At 33.2% G+C, this 15,519-nt stretch carries 13 protein-coding genes; 9 read left to right on the forward strand and 4 right to left on the reverse strand.

Going from position 1 to position 15,519, the window contains the following annotated elements; translation table 11 throughout:
- Positions 1-30: 30 nt before the first annotated feature.
- The gene (locus tag GBH57_RS07485; RefSeq protein WP_151673662.1) at positions 31-414 is read right to left on the reverse strand and encodes a Rid family detoxifying hydrolase; all 384 of its coding nucleotides are present in this window, start codon (positions 412-414) and stop codon (positions 31-33) included.
- Between the two features lie 38 nt (positions 415-452).
- Positions 453-3,116: a putative LPS assembly protein LptD gene (locus GBH57_RS07490; protein WP_308640227.1), complete on the reverse strand. Its 2,664-nt coding sequence runs from the start codon at positions 3,114-3,116 to the stop codon at positions 453-455.
- 165 nt (positions 3,117-3,281) lie between these two features.
- Here GBH57_RS07490 and GBH57_RS07495 point away from each other — a divergent pair, with 165 nt between their 5' ends.
- The 9 genes from GBH57_RS07495 (at position 3,282) to bshA (ending at position 13,020) form a co-directional block, all read left to right on the forward strand.
- Positions 3,282-4,403 carry an N-acetylmuramoyl-L-alanine amidase family protein gene (locus tag GBH57_RS07495; RefSeq protein WP_151673664.1) on the forward strand — a complete coding sequence of 374 codons (1,122 nt, stop codon included), beginning with the start codon at positions 3,282-3,284 and terminating at the stop codon, positions 4,401-4,403.
- A 43-nt stretch (positions 4,404-4,446) separates the two neighbouring features.
- Complete coding sequence (locus GBH57_RS07500; protein WP_151673665.1) at positions 4,447-5,400, forward strand: MlaD family protein; 954 nt, start codon at positions 4,447-4,449, stop codon at positions 5,398-5,400.
- A gap of 3 nt (positions 5,401-5,403) precedes the next feature.
- Positions 5,404-6,705 (forward strand): 4Fe-4S dicluster domain-containing protein, encoded by a 1,302-nt coding sequence (locus tag GBH57_RS07505; protein WP_151673667.1) that lies wholly within the window; start codon positions 5,404-5,406, stop codon positions 6,703-6,705.
- A 9-nt stretch (positions 6,706-6,714) separates the two neighbouring features.
- Positions 6,715-7,038 carry a hypothetical protein gene (locus GBH57_RS07510; protein WP_151673669.1) on the forward strand — a complete coding sequence of 108 codons (324 nt, stop codon included), beginning with the start codon at positions 6,715-6,717 and terminating at the stop codon, positions 7,036-7,038.
- A 28-nt stretch (positions 7,039-7,066) separates the two neighbouring features.
- Complete coding sequence (locus GBH57_RS07515; RefSeq protein ID WP_151673671.1) at positions 7,067-7,501, forward strand: LNS2 domain-containing protein; 435 nt, start codon at positions 7,067-7,069, stop codon at positions 7,499-7,501.
- Positions 7,502-7,546: 45 nt separating this feature from the next.
- Positions 7,547-8,338, forward strand: a complete 792-nt coding sequence (locus GBH57_RS07520; RefSeq protein ID WP_151673672.1) for a (Fe-S)-binding protein — start codon at positions 7,547-7,549, stop codon at positions 8,336-8,338.
- Positions 8,339-8,396: 58 nt separating this feature from the next.
- On the forward strand, positions 8,397-8,882 hold the full coding sequence (locus tag GBH57_RS07525; RefSeq protein WP_151673674.1) for an ABC transporter ATPase: 486 nt from the start codon (positions 8,397-8,399) through the stop codon (positions 8,880-8,882).
- Positions 8,883-8,901: 19 nt separating this feature from the next.
- Positions 8,902-11,820, forward strand: coding sequence for a serine hydrolase domain-containing protein (locus GBH57_RS07530; RefSeq protein WP_151673676.1), 2,919 nt, complete (start codon positions 8,902-8,904; stop codon positions 11,818-11,820).
- Positions 11,821-11,889: 69 nt separating this feature from the next.
- Positions 11,890-13,020: an N-acetyl-alpha-D-glucosaminyl L-malate synthase BshA gene (bshA, locus tag GBH57_RS07535; RefSeq protein ID WP_151673679.1), complete on the forward strand. Its 1,131-nt coding sequence runs from the start codon at positions 11,890-11,892 to the stop codon at positions 13,018-13,020.
- Between the two features lie 17 nt (positions 13,021-13,037).
- On the opposite strand, the gene GBH57_RS07540 is transcribed toward bshA, so the two are convergent.
- The gene (locus GBH57_RS07540) at positions 13,038-13,406 is read right to left on the reverse strand and encodes a DUF2200 domain-containing protein (protein ID WP_151673681.1); all 369 of its coding nucleotides are present in this window, start codon (positions 13,404-13,406) and stop codon (positions 13,038-13,040) included.
- A gap of 222 nt (positions 13,407-13,628) precedes the next feature.
- Positions 13,629-15,317: an asparagine synthase B gene (gene asnB / locus GBH57_RS07545; RefSeq protein ID WP_151673683.1), complete on the reverse strand. Its 1,689-nt coding sequence runs from the start codon at positions 15,315-15,317 to the stop codon at positions 13,629-13,631.
- Between the last annotated feature and the right edge of the window lie 202 nt (positions 15,318-15,519).

The raw sequence follows: 15,519 nt of genomic DNA on the forward strand, positions 1-15,519 counted from the left end.
TTAAGTTTTTATTTAATGGATAACAAGTTGCTATAAGCTAGCAATCATTGATATTTCTACGTTTACGAACTTAGGTAGGTTTGCAACTTCAACCGTTTCTCTAGCTGGTGCAGTAGCTTCGTCAAAGTAACGAGCATATACTTCATTGATCTTACTAAAGTTGTTCATATCACTTATGAAAATTGATGATTTAATTACGTTTTCAAAAGTCATTCCAGCAGCAGCTAAAACAGCTTTCATATTTTCCATAACTAAAGTAGTTTCTGCTTGTATTTCTGCTATCTCTAATTCCCCAGTAGTAGGGTTAATAGCAATTTGCCCTGAAGTATAAAGCATATTACCGTGTAATACTGCCTGGTTGTACGGTCCAATAGGAGCAGGGGCTTTGTCTGTGTTAATTATTCTTTTACTCATTACATGTTGATTTAAATGAAAATTTCAGAATTATAAAATTATAATCCCTGATCAGGTTCTCTTCTTTGATCGTATTTAATATCGCTAAGTATTGATGATTTAATCCCTACGAAAAAGTACCAAGAAGTATTTACAGAACCAATAGGAGTCCAATTGAAACTCATTTTCCAACTTTCTAAATCTCTTTGAAATCTAAAATTTGTTTGAGTAACCCCCTTGTTTTTAAAATCATATCCTGATGAAAATCCTACTTTCCATCTCGGGCTCAATTCTAGGTTAGAACTAAACATTAAGGATTGAGATGAAATCTCATCCTGTCTTGCAGTATTGTTATAGGTTATCGTGTAGGCGAGTCTTAAGTCCCAAGGAATTTTATAATTATACCAATCTTTATTGGTTACAGTTTTTTCTTCATCGTCATCTCCGTAATCATCACCTCTAAATCTATCAGTGGTATCTCCAAAAAGATCATCCTGTCGACCACCATTTCTAAAGGTTTGATTATCTTCTCGTTCATCTTCTTCGCTTTTACCTTCAAAATCTTTGCTTGAAAAAGAATAGTTTAAACTCACGTTAGCACGATTTAATCTAAATAAACTACCGCCATTATCAATATTGAAAACATCAATTTTTTGATTGTTGTTATCTAAAGCGTAAGGATCTAGTTCACCACTAAAGTTAATATCTAATTTTGGAATAATAGGGATTGCTCCACGAACATTTAATTGGCTCCATTGTAAGGAATCACCAGCAAGGTTATAGCTAGTTGTAAAGTTTAAATTGTTTAAAAGAATTACCTTTTTAGGTTCTAAAGCAGTAGTGTCGCTATCACGTATTTTGGCTTCAAATGTGTTGCTTAAAGCTAAGCCCACATTACTTGAATAAACGCGTCCTGGCGCTCCATTTAGAGTCCCTAGAAAGCGAGAATATTGAACAATTTCATCATTTAAATCAGGATCTGCTGTTGCGGGAATAGTATATTCATCATAGTACTGTTCAAATCCTGGATTGACAGAATAGCTAACCGAAGGACGCATTACGTGTCTTAATTTCTGAATTTTTTTATCATCACCAAAATTAAACGAACCATATACTGTGGTTCCTAAACTTGCTGAAAAATTATACGTTGAATATCTATCAAATCCATTTACAGTATCTGTTACAACACCTCCATCACCATCATTTGCAGTTTCATCATATCGTTGTTCAAAAGTTGTAAAAGTCCAAGTTTCAGTAAATGTTGTACTTGCTGAAGCACTTAAATAATCAAGTACTTTAAAGTTTGTACTTATTGGAATTCTGTGTTGAACACCTATCAAAGCATCATCGAACATTTCAGCAGTAAAAAACAATGAATCAGTAGTGTTGATTCTGTTTTGTGCGGTCACATCATACTGTAAATTGATGTTATCAATAATTCCTTTTTTGACACCTGTTTTAGGTGCGAATGGAAAAATACGAGATATGTTTGCCGTAACATTTGGCAAGGACATATTGATTTGTTGCGTTTGTGTATTCTGTTGTAAATTAATTGCTGCTGAAGTATTTATCTGTGGCTCTCCTTCAAAAGTTTTAGAATAACTAACAGACGAACTTAACTGGTTGTTTAAAACACTTGAGTTGTTTACGATGTTAACTGACTGTCTAAAATACTCACTACTACCAAAATTTACTTGTGCATTAAATCGAGAATTAGGACTAGATTTTTGATCTTGTGAGTGACTCCATTGTATATTATAAATTGTACTCTGTGCAAAATCTGGAAAACCTCTTTCTTCAGTAATAATGTTTTCATAACGTAGGTTTAAGTTTCCGCTAAATTTATATTTAACTGCGTAAGATGATTCTGTTCGTAAAGCGTAGCTACCATTGGTATAGTAATCACCTAATAACGTTAAATCGAAATATTCAGAAAGCGCTAAGTAATACCCTCCATTTTGGAAGAAAAATCCACGACTACTATTTTCTCCAAATGTTGGGAGAATAAATCCTGAAGTACGATCGTCTGTCAAAGGAAAATAGGCAAATGGAAGTCCAATGGGAGTAGGGACATCTGCAATGTACATATTAGTTAGTCCTGTTACAATTTTCTTTTTAGGAACAAACTTGGCTTTTCGAGTATAGAAGTAATAGTCAGGATTTTCTATATCTCGAGATGTAGTAAACTTTACGTTTCGAAGAAATATAACGGAGTCATTTATTTTCTTTGTTTTTTCAGCAATGTATTTAAAACCAGATTCTTCACCTCTTGAGTTGTAAACTATTGCTTGCTCAGTATCATAATTAAATTTAATAGAATCTGGTTCAACTACATTAGGTCCTTGGGTAAAAACAGGTCTTTGTGTATAAGCTCCTGTGCTGTCAATACCTCTAGCATAAACTTCATTTGTAGCGTAGTCAAGTATTATTTCACCAGCATCAATACGCACATCGCCATAGATTAAATAAGCTTTGTTGTATAAATATATTTTACTGTTTAAGTTGTCAATATATACGTAGTCTTCACCATAGTATTCAACGATATCTGTAAGTACTTCTTTCGGTACTTTTATAGTGTCATTTTTAGTGCTATCTACTTCACGTTCATTAACTTCTTGAAGTATTTCAGTAGCGGGAATCACAATAGATTCTGGTGTTTCTTCGGCAGGAATATTTGGGATTTCCGTGGTAGGAATTTCTTGCGCAAAGAGTTGTGCATTCAAGCAAAGCAGAAATGTGAATAAAATGAATAAATTAAGCTGTTTGTACGGCACCCTATACGTCGATTATTTTGTATTTTGGCTTAGTTTTTGGAACGTCAAAACTAAGCATATTTTTTTTGCTTCGATTTAAAAAAACAAATTTATAAATTCCGCGTTGATACTCATATGAAAACGAAACCTTTATCTTTAATATTTATTGCAGTAATGACGATGTTCAATGCCATCTGTTTCACTACAAAGGCACAAAATACGAAACCTTTTGTCGTAGTTTTAGATGCAGGACACGGAGGAACTGATGTAGGGAATCTAGGTAATGGCTTTATAGAGAAAGACATTGTCCTTGATGTTACTTTGCAAATAGGAGCGATTCTAGAAAAAATTCCAGATTTTAAAGTTATTTATACAAGAAAAACAGATGTTTTAATTGATTTATACAGAAGAGGGCCAATTGCAAATGAAGCAGATGCAGATATTTTTGTTTCTATACATTGTGATGCTTTTACAAACCAAGCACACGGAATAGGAACTTTTGTAATGGGGGTTGCTAAATCTGAAAAAAACTTAGAAACAGCTAAAAAGGAAAATGAAGTTATTTTCTTAGAAGAAAATTATGAAGAAAATTATGCTGGTTTTAATCCTAACTCACCTGAATCGTTAATTGGTTTGACATTAATGCAAGAAGAATATTTAGATCAAAGTATTACACTTGCTGGATTAATACAAACAAACATAGTTAACAATCTAAAAAGAAAAGATAGAAGTGTGCGCTCAGCTCCTTTTTGGGTACTCCACAGTTCATATATGCCTAGTGTTCTTGTTGAACTTGGTTTTTTAACTAATAAACAAGAAGGTCCTTATGTAAATTCAAAAAAAGGTAGAAGAGAATTGGCTAGAGAAGTAGCAAATGGGATTATTACTTATAAAAATAATATTAAATTAGCTACCAGTGGAGCGCAAAACCCAGTAATAACGGAGCAGGAAATTGAGGAAGCTATTAAAATTTCAGAAGAAGATATTTACAAAGGTGTTGATTTTAAAGTGCAACTAGCAGCAAGTAAAAGAAAACTAGAAACAAAACCTCAAAATTTTAAAGGTCTTAAAGATGTTGATCGTGATAAAGAGGGAGATTTATACAAGTATTACTACGGAAATACTTCAGATTACACTAAAATTCAACTTATGAAAACCTATGCACAGGAAAAAGGGTACTCCTCAGCCTTTGTAGTTGCTTATAAAGGAGGAAAAAAAGTTAAACTTTCAGAAGTGCTCAGTACAAAGGATAATTAACAAGATTTATTGTTAAATTTGTTTCTTAAAACAATCACACAATTTGAAACTCTCAAGAGAAGTTAAAACAGGAATCCTCGCAATTGGTGCGATACTATTATTCATTTTTGGATATAGCTATCTTAAAGGCACAAATTTGCTTGAGAAAAACCGTACCTTTTTTGTAGAATATGGTAATGTAGAAGGTTTAGCCTCTGCAGCACCTGTTACTATAAATGGTCTGGTGGTTGGTAAAGTATTAGATATCGCATACCAAAATAAGACTGGTAAATTGATTGTTAAATTTTCAGTAGAAGAAGAAGATTTCCAATTTTCAAAATCAAGCACTGTACGTATATACAGTACGGGACTTATTGGTGGAAAGTCTTTAGGGATTTTTCCTAAATATGAGTCTGATAAATTTGCTGTATCTGGAGATACACTTGTAGGTAGTATTGAAGATGGTATGCTAACAGCTGTAACTAAAGCATTAGGACCCCTTGAAAAGAAAGTAAATGTTACTCTTGCTACGGTAGATTCGTTAATGATATCATTTACTAATTTATTAGATGAAGAAACTACACGTAATTTACAAGGAGCTATAGCAAACCTTAATACTACTATGAAATCACTTAATGGTGCTTCAGGTAGTCTAGATGGATTATTACGTAATAACAGTGATAAATTAGACCGTACGTTCACAAACTTAGATGAAATGGCGGTCAATTTTAACTCTTTGTCAGATTCGCTTGCCCAATTAGAGACAGGTAAACTTGTAAATGAATTTCAGTCAGTAGTTAGTAGATTTGAAGATATAGCTTCAGGTTTAGAAAATGGAGAAGGATCTGTAGGTAAATTATTAAAAGATGACGCCCTTTACGAAAATTTGGAAGGAGCATCGCGCCAGTTAGAACAACTATTACAAGATGTAAAACTTAATCCTAAGCGTTACGTACATATATCAGTTTTTGGAAGAAAAAACACTGAATACAACACGCCGGATAACCCAGACCAATAAATAATGCAATACATACCAAACATCATTTTTTTACTCCTGCTAATTGCGGGAGTTGGCTATTTTACTATTAACATACGTAAAGTAATTCGTAATATTAAGCAAGGTATTCCCGTTGATGCTAGTGATAATAAAGCTGAGCGTTATGGAAATGTTGCACGAATAGCTTTAGGGCAATCTAAAATGGTAAAACGACCAGTTTCTGGAATATTACACTTTATTACATATGTAGGTTTCATAATTATCAATATTGAAGTTTTAGAAATTATTATTGATGGAATATTTGGAACACATCGTGCATTTTCAGGAATGGGAAGTGTTTATGGATTTCTAATTGCGTGTTTTGAAATTCTAGCAGTACTTGTTTTTGTATCAGTTGTAATATTTTGGCTACGCCGAAATATTATTAAGATAAAACGTTTCTTTAAACCTGAAATGAAAGGCTGGCCAAAGCAAGATGGAAATTTCATTTTATATTTTGAAATGATATTAATGGCATTGTTCTTAATTATGAACGCTACTGATGTTCCTTTTCAACAAATGAATAACGGGAACGTTATTTCACAACATATCGCTGGTTTCTTTTCTGGAACTTCAGAAAGTACTCTTCATATAATTGAGCGTAGTGCTTGGTGGATTCATATTATTGGAATTTTAATATTCCTAAACTACTTATATTTCTCTAAGCATTTACATATATTACTTGCTTTCCCTAATGTTTATTTTGGTCGTGTAACTCCTAAAGGTCAATTTAAAAATAACGAAGCTGTGACAGCTGAAGTTAAAATGATGATGGACCCTAATGTAGATCCTTTTGCTGCTCCACCAGCAGATGCTCCAGCTCCGGCTAAATTTGGTGCAAGTGATGTAATGGATTTAACGCAAATCCAATTATTAAATGCTTATACGTGTACGGAATGTGGTCGTTGTACAGATGAATGTCCTGCAAACAAAACAGGTAAAAAATTATCTCCTCGTAAAATTATGATGGATACAAGAGACCGTCTACAAGAAGTAGGTAAAAATCTAGATGCAAATAAGGGAGTATTTGTACCAGATAACAAACAATTATTAGGCGATTATATTAGTACTGAAGAGTTATGGGCTTGTACAACTTGTAACGCATGTGTAGAAGCTTGTCCTGTAAGTATTGATCCATTATCGATAATTATGGATATGCGTCAATACCTAGTCATGGAGCAAAGTGCCGCACCTAATGAGCTAAATGTAACAATGACAAATATTGAAAATAATGGAGCTCCTTGGCCTTTTAATCAACAAGATAGATTGAACTGGGCGAAAGAATAATGCATAGATATGAAATATTATTTTGAACTTTTATTGCTAATATTCAGTATTCAAGCAATGAATGCACAAAATATCCACGATTTTAAAAAAGACTCATTACAGTTTAAAATCTACGGAAATATTACATATCAATCTAATAATGCTGTAGACATTAAAGTTACAAAAGTGTTTTGTGATTATTGTAATGAGAAACAGAAAGGATACTTAACCCAAGTAGGTTGGCGAAATATGTATAATACTCGAAATGACGATGACACTGTTGTTGAAAATGGAGAAACAAAGAAAATTTTATACATACGAGTAGCAAAATCAGATTTTAGAAAATTAAAGTAGAATTAGTAATTACAATAATAAGAGAGAAATGGACCAACAAGAAGCAGAAAAAATGTTACACGAAAAGGTAGAAGCTGGAGAAACAGTAAGCCCGGTATTACCTGAAGGTGTAAAAAACTATCTAATAGACATAGATGGCACTATTACTGAAGATGTCCCGAATGAAGAGCCTGAACGTATGGCTACTTGCGAACCATTTCCAGATGCATTAAAAACATTAAACAAATGGTATGATGAAGGACATTTAATTTGTTTTTTCACTTCTAGAACAGAAGATCATAGAGAAGTTACCGAAACTTGGCTTAAAAAACACGGTTTTAACTATCATTCACTTTTAATGGGTAAACCACGTGGTGGTAATTACCATTGGGTTGATAATCACCTTGTAAAAGCAACACGATATAAAGGAAAATTTACTGATTTAGTAGATAAAGAAGTAACTATTCAGGTATTTGAGGAATAATAAGATTTTAATAAAAAAAGGTCCCCGTCTCACCGGGAAATAGATATGAGCGAATTACTAAAAGTCCCAACAATGGCCGAATTTATGGCCCAAGGAAAACAACCTGAAGTATTATTTTGGGTAGGTTGTGCTGGAAGTTTTGACGATAGAGCAAAGAAAATTACTAAAGCGTTTGTTAAATTATTAAATAACGCAGGAGTAGAATTTGCTGTATTGGGAACAGAAGAAAGCTGTACTGGTGATCCCGCTAAAAGAGCAGGGAACGAATTTTTATTTCAGATGCAAGCAGTGACTAATATTGAAGTCATGAATGCATATGAGGTTAAAAAAATTGTAACTGCTTGTCCTCATTGCTTCAATACTATAAACAATGAATATCCTCAATTAGGTGGTAAATACGAAGTTATGCACCACACTCAGTTTTTAAAAGAACTATTAAATGAAGGAAGACTTAAAGTTGAAGGTGGAAAATTTAAAGGAAAGAAAATTACTTTTCACGACCCTTGTTATTTAGGTCGCGCTAACGGTGAATATGAAGCTCCAAGAGATCTATTAAGAAAACTTGAAGTGGAACTTGTTGAAATGAAACGTTGCAAAACAAAAGGACTATGTTGTGGAGCTGGTGGATCTCAAATGTTTAAAGAAGCGGAACCAGGAACTAAAGAAATAAACATTGAACGTACAGAAGAAGCAATAGAAACAGGTGCTGAAATTATAGCAGCAGGTTGTCCATTCTGTAATACAATGATGACAGATGGCGTAAAACACGAAGAAAAAGAAGGTGATGTAAAAGTGATGGATGTTGCAGAAATGATTGCAACGGCAGGTGATCTCTAAACATTTTTAGATTTTGTAAGTTATTATTAAAGTAAATCATTATTGTAAATTAAAGTTAATGTTAGCAAATTTTTCAGACCTTCCTAATGACTCAAGAATATGGGTTTATCAATCTAACCGAAAGTTTACGGAAGATGAAACTTCATTTATAGAAGAAACAACTGCTGAGTTTTTAAAGCAATGGACAGCTCACGGTGCTAATCTTGAAGCAGGATTCGAAATCAAGTATAATAGATTTATAGTTATAGGTTTAAACCAAGAAAATGCTTCAGCTTCTGGCTGTAGTATTGATGCATCTGTACATTTTATACAGCAATTACAAGAAAAGTTAAATCTTGATTTACTTGATAAAATGAACGTAACGTATTATAACGGACCCCATATAGCTCATAAATCTCTTACTGATTTTAGAGCGATGGCTAAAAATAAATCTGTTTCCCCCAACACTATTGTTTTTAACAACTTAGTTAATACAAAAGAAGAATATTTAGAAAACTGGGAAGTTCCTGCAAAGGAAAGCTGGCACAATAGATTTCTAGCATAGTTTTTGTACTTTTAAGTATATGAAAAAACTGTTTGCCCTCGCACTCCTTTTATTGTCTTTTGTTACATCAATAGCACAACAAATAAACCCTCTTATAGTAGAAAATGACTATCAAAACCAACGAATGTGGGTTGATAGTATTTATAACCAAATGTCCCTTCAAGAAAAAGTAGGACAATTGTTTATGGTTGATGTTTTTTCGAGCGATCCAAAGCCTAAAACTGATAAAATAAATGCTCTTATTCGTGATCAACATATTGGTGGTGTAATTTTTTCAAAAGGGGGCCCTAAAAGGCAAGCTAAATTAAATAATCAATTTCAATCTCAAGCAAAAGTGCCTTTACTTATAGGTATGGATGCAGAGTGGGGTCTTGCAATGAGATTGGATTCTACTTATGCTTTTCCTTGGAATATGACTTTGGGGGCAATTACAGATAATAAAATTGTTGAGAAAGTTGGATATCGTATAGGTAGGCACTCTAAAAGATTAGGAGTTCATATTAATTTTGCACCTGTTGTAGATATTAACACTAATCCAAAAAATCCAATTATTGGAAACCGTTCTTTTGGTGAAGATAAAGATAATGTTACTGAAAAATCACTTGCTTTTATGCAAGGAATGCAGCGTGCTGGAATTTTAGCAAATGCGAAACATTTTCCAGGTCACGGTGACACAGATACAGATTCTCATAAAACACTTCCAACGATTAATTTTACAAAAGAACGTATAGACAGTATAGAGCTTTATCCATATCGTAGATTAATACGAGAAGGATTAAGTAGTGTAATGGTAGCACATTTAAATGTCCCGTCATTAGAAGAGAAAGAAGGATTACCATCTTCCATATCTAAAACTATTGTAAATGATATGTTGAAAGGCGAATTAGCTTTCAACGGCTTAATATTTACTGATGCACTTAATATGAAAGGTGCTGCAAATTTCAAACAACCAGGAGAAATTGACCTTGCAGCATTTTTGGCAGGTAATGATGTGTTGCTAATTTCCGAAGATATTCCAAAGGCACATGCGTTATTAGTAAATGCTTATAGAGAGGAAGTTGTGAGTGAAGAGCGTTTAGCGCATTCAGTTAAAAAAATTCTATACGCTAAGTATAAAGTAGGTTTACACACTTATCAGCCTGTAAATGCAAACTATATTGTTGAAGATTTAAATAGTATTGTAGATGATGTTGTTTATGAGGAAGCAATAGGTAAAGCCTTAACAGTTCTTAAAAATGATAATGCTATATTACCTATTAAAGATTTACAAAATAAGCGAATTGCATACATTAATCTTGGTGATGATTCTGGTACAACTTTTCTAGATGCCTTACAAAAATATTCGCAAGTAGATTTTGTGAAAGCAAATACCTTAGATGAGTATATTACTAAATTATCAAAGTATAATTATGTTATTGCTGGATTTCATAAATCTAATGCAAACCCTTGGAAGGGCTACAAATTTTCTGATAAAGAATTAGTTTGGTTGTATGAAATAGCAAGAACTAATACACTTATTCTTGATGTATTTGCAAGACCTTATGCACTATTAGATTTAAAAACGACCACAAATTTCGATGGTATTATTATGTCTTATCAGAACAGTGAAATTTCTCAAAATTTATCTGCACAATTAATTTTTGGTGCTCGTGAAGGAGAAGGTAAATTACCTGTTTCACTTGGAGAAAATTTCCCATTAAATACACATTTAAGAACTACAAGTTTAAATAGATTAGCATACGGTACACCAGAAAGTGTTGGGATGAGTAGTTATAAACTTCGTAAAATAGATTCACTTGCTAGAGCAGGTGTTGCAGGTGGTATGATGCCTGGTGCACAGATTTTAGTAGCTAGAAAAGGAAAGGTAGTATATCATAAAAACTTTGGGTATCACGAACAAAATAGAAAACAACCAGTTACTGATAACAGCATTTACGATCTTGCATCCTTAACTAAAATATTAGCAACCTTACCGCAAATTATGCAATTAGTAGATGAAGGTGTTCTCTCTATGGATACTAAATTAGCTACAATGCTACCTGAATATGCTGGTACTGATAAAGCTAATATTACTCTTAGAAGAATGTTAACACATACTGCACGATTAAAAGCGTGGATACCATATTATGTAGGTACATTAGATACTGCAACTAAAAAACCTATGACTAAATGGTATGCTAAAACTAGTAGTCAAGATTTTCCTTATAAAGTTGCTAATGAACTTTATATGAAACGTGAATTTAAAGATAGTATCTATCTTCAAATTAAGGAAAGTGAATTACGTAGTCGTTCTGGCTATAAGTATAGTGATTTGCCTTACTATTTACTAATGCGCTATTTAGAAAAACATCATAAAGATAAGTTAGAAAATATTGTACAACGCGACTTTTATAACTCTATGGGAGCTTCAACAATGACATACCATCCTTTGGATAAATTTAGCAAAACTCGAATAGCCCCTACGGAAGATGACACCTATTTTAGAATGCAAAAAGTACAGGGTTATGTACACGATCAAGGAGCAGCAATGTTAGGAGGTGTAAGTGGCCACGCTGGTCTTTTTAGTAATGCTAATGATGTAGCTAAAATGATGCAGATGTACTTAAATAAAGGCTACTACGGAGGTAAACGCTACATTAGTGAGGATACTTTAGAAGATTTTAATACTTGCTACTATTGTGATGATAATGTACGTCGTGGTGTAGGTTTTGATAAACCCCAATTAGGAGATTCAGGCCCAACCTGTGGGTGTGTTTCTATGACTAGTTTTGGGCATAGTGGATTTACAGGAACTTTTACTTGGGCTGATCCCGAGCAGGATATAGTATATGTGTTTTTGTCTAATAGAACATTTCCTAATGCAGACAATAGAAAGTTAATAGGTTCTAACTTGAGAAGTAAAATTCAAGAAGCAATCTATGAGGCGATAGATTATTAATATCATTTAAATAAAAATGATAGTGGGTTCTTCGTTGTATCTTAGCAGTTACTGAATAACAAAATATTTATGAGAATAGCGATTGTATGTTATCCCACTTTTGGTGGTAGTGGAGTAGTAGCGACTGAATTAGGTGTCGCATTAGCAGAACGTGGCCATGAAATACATTTTATAACATACAAACAACCTGTTCGTTTAGATTTGCTTTCGCGAAATATCCATTTTCATGAAGTTTCAGTACCAAAATATCCGTTGTTTAAATACCAGCCGTATGAATTAGCTTTGTCTAGTAAGCTAGTGGATATGGTCAAACTTTATAAAATTGACGTTTTACACGTACATTATGCAATACCACACGCATATGCAGGGTACATGGCAAAACAAATGTTAGCTGAAGAAGGCATTACTATCCCAATGGTTACAACCTTACATGGAACAGATATTACATTAGTAGGAAATCATCCATTTTATAAACCTGCGGTTACATTTAGTATCAACAATAGCGATTGTGTAACATCAGTATCACAGAGTTTGAAAGACGATACATTACGTCTTTTCAATATAAAGAAAGAAATCTATGTAGTTCCTAATTTTATCGATACCAAAAATTTCAACAATCCTTATACTGAATGCCAGCGTGATTTAATGGCTACTCCTAATGAGCGTATTATAACCCATGTAAGTAATTTGCGACCAGTAAAAAGGGTAAGTGATATTGTGAAAATATTTAATATCATTCAAAAAGAAATTCCTTCTAAATTATTAATAGTTGGTGAAGGTCCTGAATCTGAACCAGCAGAACTATTAGCTGAAGAATTGGGCATTTCAGATAAAATTCTATTTATGGGGAATAGTAATGAAGTAGATAAAATTCTATGTTTTACTGATTTGTTTTTACTTCCATCTGAAAAAGAAAGTTTTGGACTTGCAGCATTAGAAGCAATGGCAAGTGGAGTTCCAGTAATTTCAAGTAATACTGGAGGACTATCAGAGGTTAATATTCATGGTGAAAGTGGTTTTCTAAGTGATGTTGGGAATATTGAAGAAATGGCAGCAAACGCTCTTAAAATTTTAAGTAACGACGAAACTTTAGCAGCTTTTAAAACTAGAGCCAAAAAATCGGCTATTAGGTTTGATACTGATACCGTAGTTCCTCAATATGAAGCAATTTACCGCAATGCAATTTCAGGTAATTGTTAAATAGTAATTATCATAAATTATTTAGGTGTACGTATTATTTTTTCCATTTTACGTCCTTTAGCTAATTCATCTACAAGTTTATCTAAATACCGTACTTGTTTTGTAAGTGGGTTAATTAATTCTTCAATTCGATATCCACAAATAACACCTTTAATTAAATGTGCATTTGGATTTAGAGAAGCTCTTTGGAAAAAAGTTTTAAAGGTTATTTTTTCAGCTATAAATTCTTCTATTTTTGACTCGTTAAATCCTGTTAACCATTCTATTACTTGATGTAATTCGTCTTTAGTTCTACCTTTCTTTTCAACTTTTGTAACGTAATGTGGATAGACTGAACCAAATATCATTTTCGCAATTCTGTCATTATGTTCTGGCGTAGTTTTCATTCGCTATTATATTTTAGATTAATAATTTTAAAAGGATTTTAATTTAAAGTGTTTTTTAATTACAAGATACTTTAATCATCAAAAAACATATTCATTCTGAAATTTTACTAATTAAAAAGTCTTGGCTATTATCAATTGTAACCAAGACTTTTTTTAATCAAATAGAGTAAAAATTGATGTTTTAATATTTCCGAAGATATTATTGAAACTCTTTAAAGTACATTAATAACCTTCCTCATGTACTCCACCAACAGCGCGACCACTAGGATCATTCATATTTTTAAAACTCTCATCCCAATCTAAAGCTACTTGGCTACTACAGGCAACACTTGGTACAGAAGGTACTGTTAATGCTGCTGCATCACTAGGAAAATGTTCTTCAAAAATAGTACGATAATAGAATTCCTCTTTACTGGTTGGTGTCTGGATAGGGAAGCGGTATTTTGCATTTGCCATTTGGTCATCGCTAACTTCACTATTCACTAATTCCTTTAAAGTGTCAATCCAGCTATAGCCCACACCATCACTAAATTGTTCTTTTTGTCTCCAAGCAACTTCGTGTGGTAGCATATCGCCAAAAGCTTCACGTAGTACCCATTTTTCCATTGCTTGTTTATCAGTAGGTGCTTTTTGTCCGGCAATAATCATTTTGTCTTCAGGATTTAATCTCATAGCTACGTCCATAAATTCCTTGTCTAAAAATGGAACACGACCTTCAATTCCCCAGGATGCTAGTGATTTGTTTGCACGTAGACAATCATACATATGTAACTTATCTAGTTTACGAACATTTTCCTCGTGAAAATCTTTTGCTGATGGTGCTTTATGAAAGTATAAATAACCTCCAAAAATTTCATCGGCCCCTTCGCCAGATAATACCATTTTTATTCCCATAGCCTTAATTGCACGGGCAAGTAAAAACATAGGGGTGGAGGCTCTAATAGTGGTAATATCATATGTTTCAACGTGATAAATTACATCACGTAATGCGTCAATTCCTTCTTGAATTGTAAAGTAAACTTCGTGGTGAACAGTTCCTAAATGATCTGCTACTTTTTTTGCAGCAATTAAATCTGGGGATCCTTCTAGTCCTATTGCAAATGAGTGGAGCTGTGGGTACCAAGCACCTTCAGTATCACCACTTTCTATACGTTTATCAGCATATTTTTTTGCAACAGCTGAAGTAATACTTGAATCTAAACCTCCTGAAAGTAATACACCATAGGGCACATCACTCATTAATTGTCTATGCACAGCAGCATCGAGCGCTTCTCTTAAATCTGAAATACTCGTTTGATTATCCTTTACGTTATCATATTCCATCCAGTCTCTTTTCCACCATCGTTTTAATTCGCCATCACTACTATGTAAATAATGCCCTGGTGGAAATAGTTCAATTTTAGTACAGAATCCTTCTAATGCTTTTAATTCGCTTGCTACATAAAAGGTACCGTCTTTATCCCAACCCATATATAATGGGATAATTCCCATATGGTCTCTAGCTATAAGATACTCATTAGTAGCCACATCATATAATGCAAATCCAAAAATTCCGTTTAGTTCATCTAGAAAATCAGTTCCTTTTTCTTTATAAAGAGCTAGGATTACTTCGCAATCACTTTTAGTTTGAAAATCGTAAGTACCTTCAAATTGTTTACGTAGTTCTAAGTGATTATAGATTTCTCCATTTGCAGCAAGTACAAGTTTTTTGTCTTTACTAAAAAGAGGTTGTTTCCCAGAGGTTGGGTCTACAATTGCTAAACGCTCGTGAGTTAGTATCGCTCGCTTATTATTGAAAATTCCGCTCCAGTCTGGTCCGCGATGACGTAAACTTTTAGACATTGTTAATAATTGTGGTCGCAACGTTTCACTAGGTTGCTTTAGATCAAAGGCACATACAATTCCGCACATAATTTTATTTTTTAATTGATTAGTTTCAAGTTTTATTAAGCATTTTCAAAAAAGAGCAAAAAAAAACCGCCAAGTCTATAAAAACTTGGCGGCTGAGTATAAGGTACAAGTTTCTGTTACGTCTTGGCGTTATTATTATTGAAATTATTATTTATAACAGATGTAAACATTTCTTGTGTGTTGTCTTATTTGAAATTTAAAA

Source organism: Patiriisocius marinus (genome assembly GCF_008974325.1).
Lineage (GTDB): Bacteria > Bacteroidota > Bacteroidia > Flavobacteriales > Flavobacteriaceae > Patiriisocius > Patiriisocius marinus.

Excerpts from the sequence above, each read along its gene's own strand:
- bshA (WP_151673679.1), top strand. The coding sequence starts at position 11,890 with ATGAGAATAGCGATTGTATGTTATCCCACTTTTGGTGGTAGTGGAGTA.
- GBH57_RS07530 (WP_151673676.1), top strand. The coding sequence starts at position 8,902 with ATGAAAAAACTGTTTGCCCTCGCACTCCTTTTATTGTCTTTTGTTACA.
- GBH57_RS07520 (WP_151673672.1), top strand. The coding sequence starts at position 7,547 with ATGAGCGAATTACTAAAAGTCCCAACAATGGCCGAATTTATGGCCCAA.
- GBH57_RS07540 (WP_151673681.1), bottom strand. The coding sequence starts at position 13,406 with ATGAAAACTACGCCAGAACATAATGACAGAATTGCGAAAATGATATTT.
- GBH57_RS07510 (WP_151673669.1), top strand. The coding sequence starts at position 6,715 with ATGAAATATTATTTTGAACTTTTATTGCTAATATTCAGTATTCAAGCA.
- asnB (WP_151673683.1), bottom strand. The coding sequence starts at position 15,317 with ATGTGCGGAATTGTATGTGCCTTTGATCTAAAGCAACCTAGTGAAACG.
- GBH57_RS07515 (WP_151673671.1), top strand. The coding sequence starts at position 7,067 with ATGGACCAACAAGAAGCAGAAAAAATGTTACACGAAAAGGTAGAAGCT.
- GBH57_RS07505 (WP_151673667.1), top strand. The coding sequence starts at position 5,404 with ATGCAATACATACCAAACATCATTTTTTTACTCCTGCTAATTGCGGGA.
- GBH57_RS07485 (WP_151673662.1), bottom strand. The coding sequence starts at position 414 with ATGAGTAAAAGAATAATTAACACAGACAAAGCCCCTGCTCCTATTGGA.
- GBH57_RS07495 (WP_151673664.1), top strand. The coding sequence starts at position 3,282 with ATGAAAACGAAACCTTTATCTTTAATATTTATTGCAGTAATGACGATG.
- GBH57_RS07525 (WP_151673674.1), top strand. The coding sequence starts at position 8,397 with ATGTTAGCAAATTTTTCAGACCTTCCTAATGACTCAAGAATATGGGTT.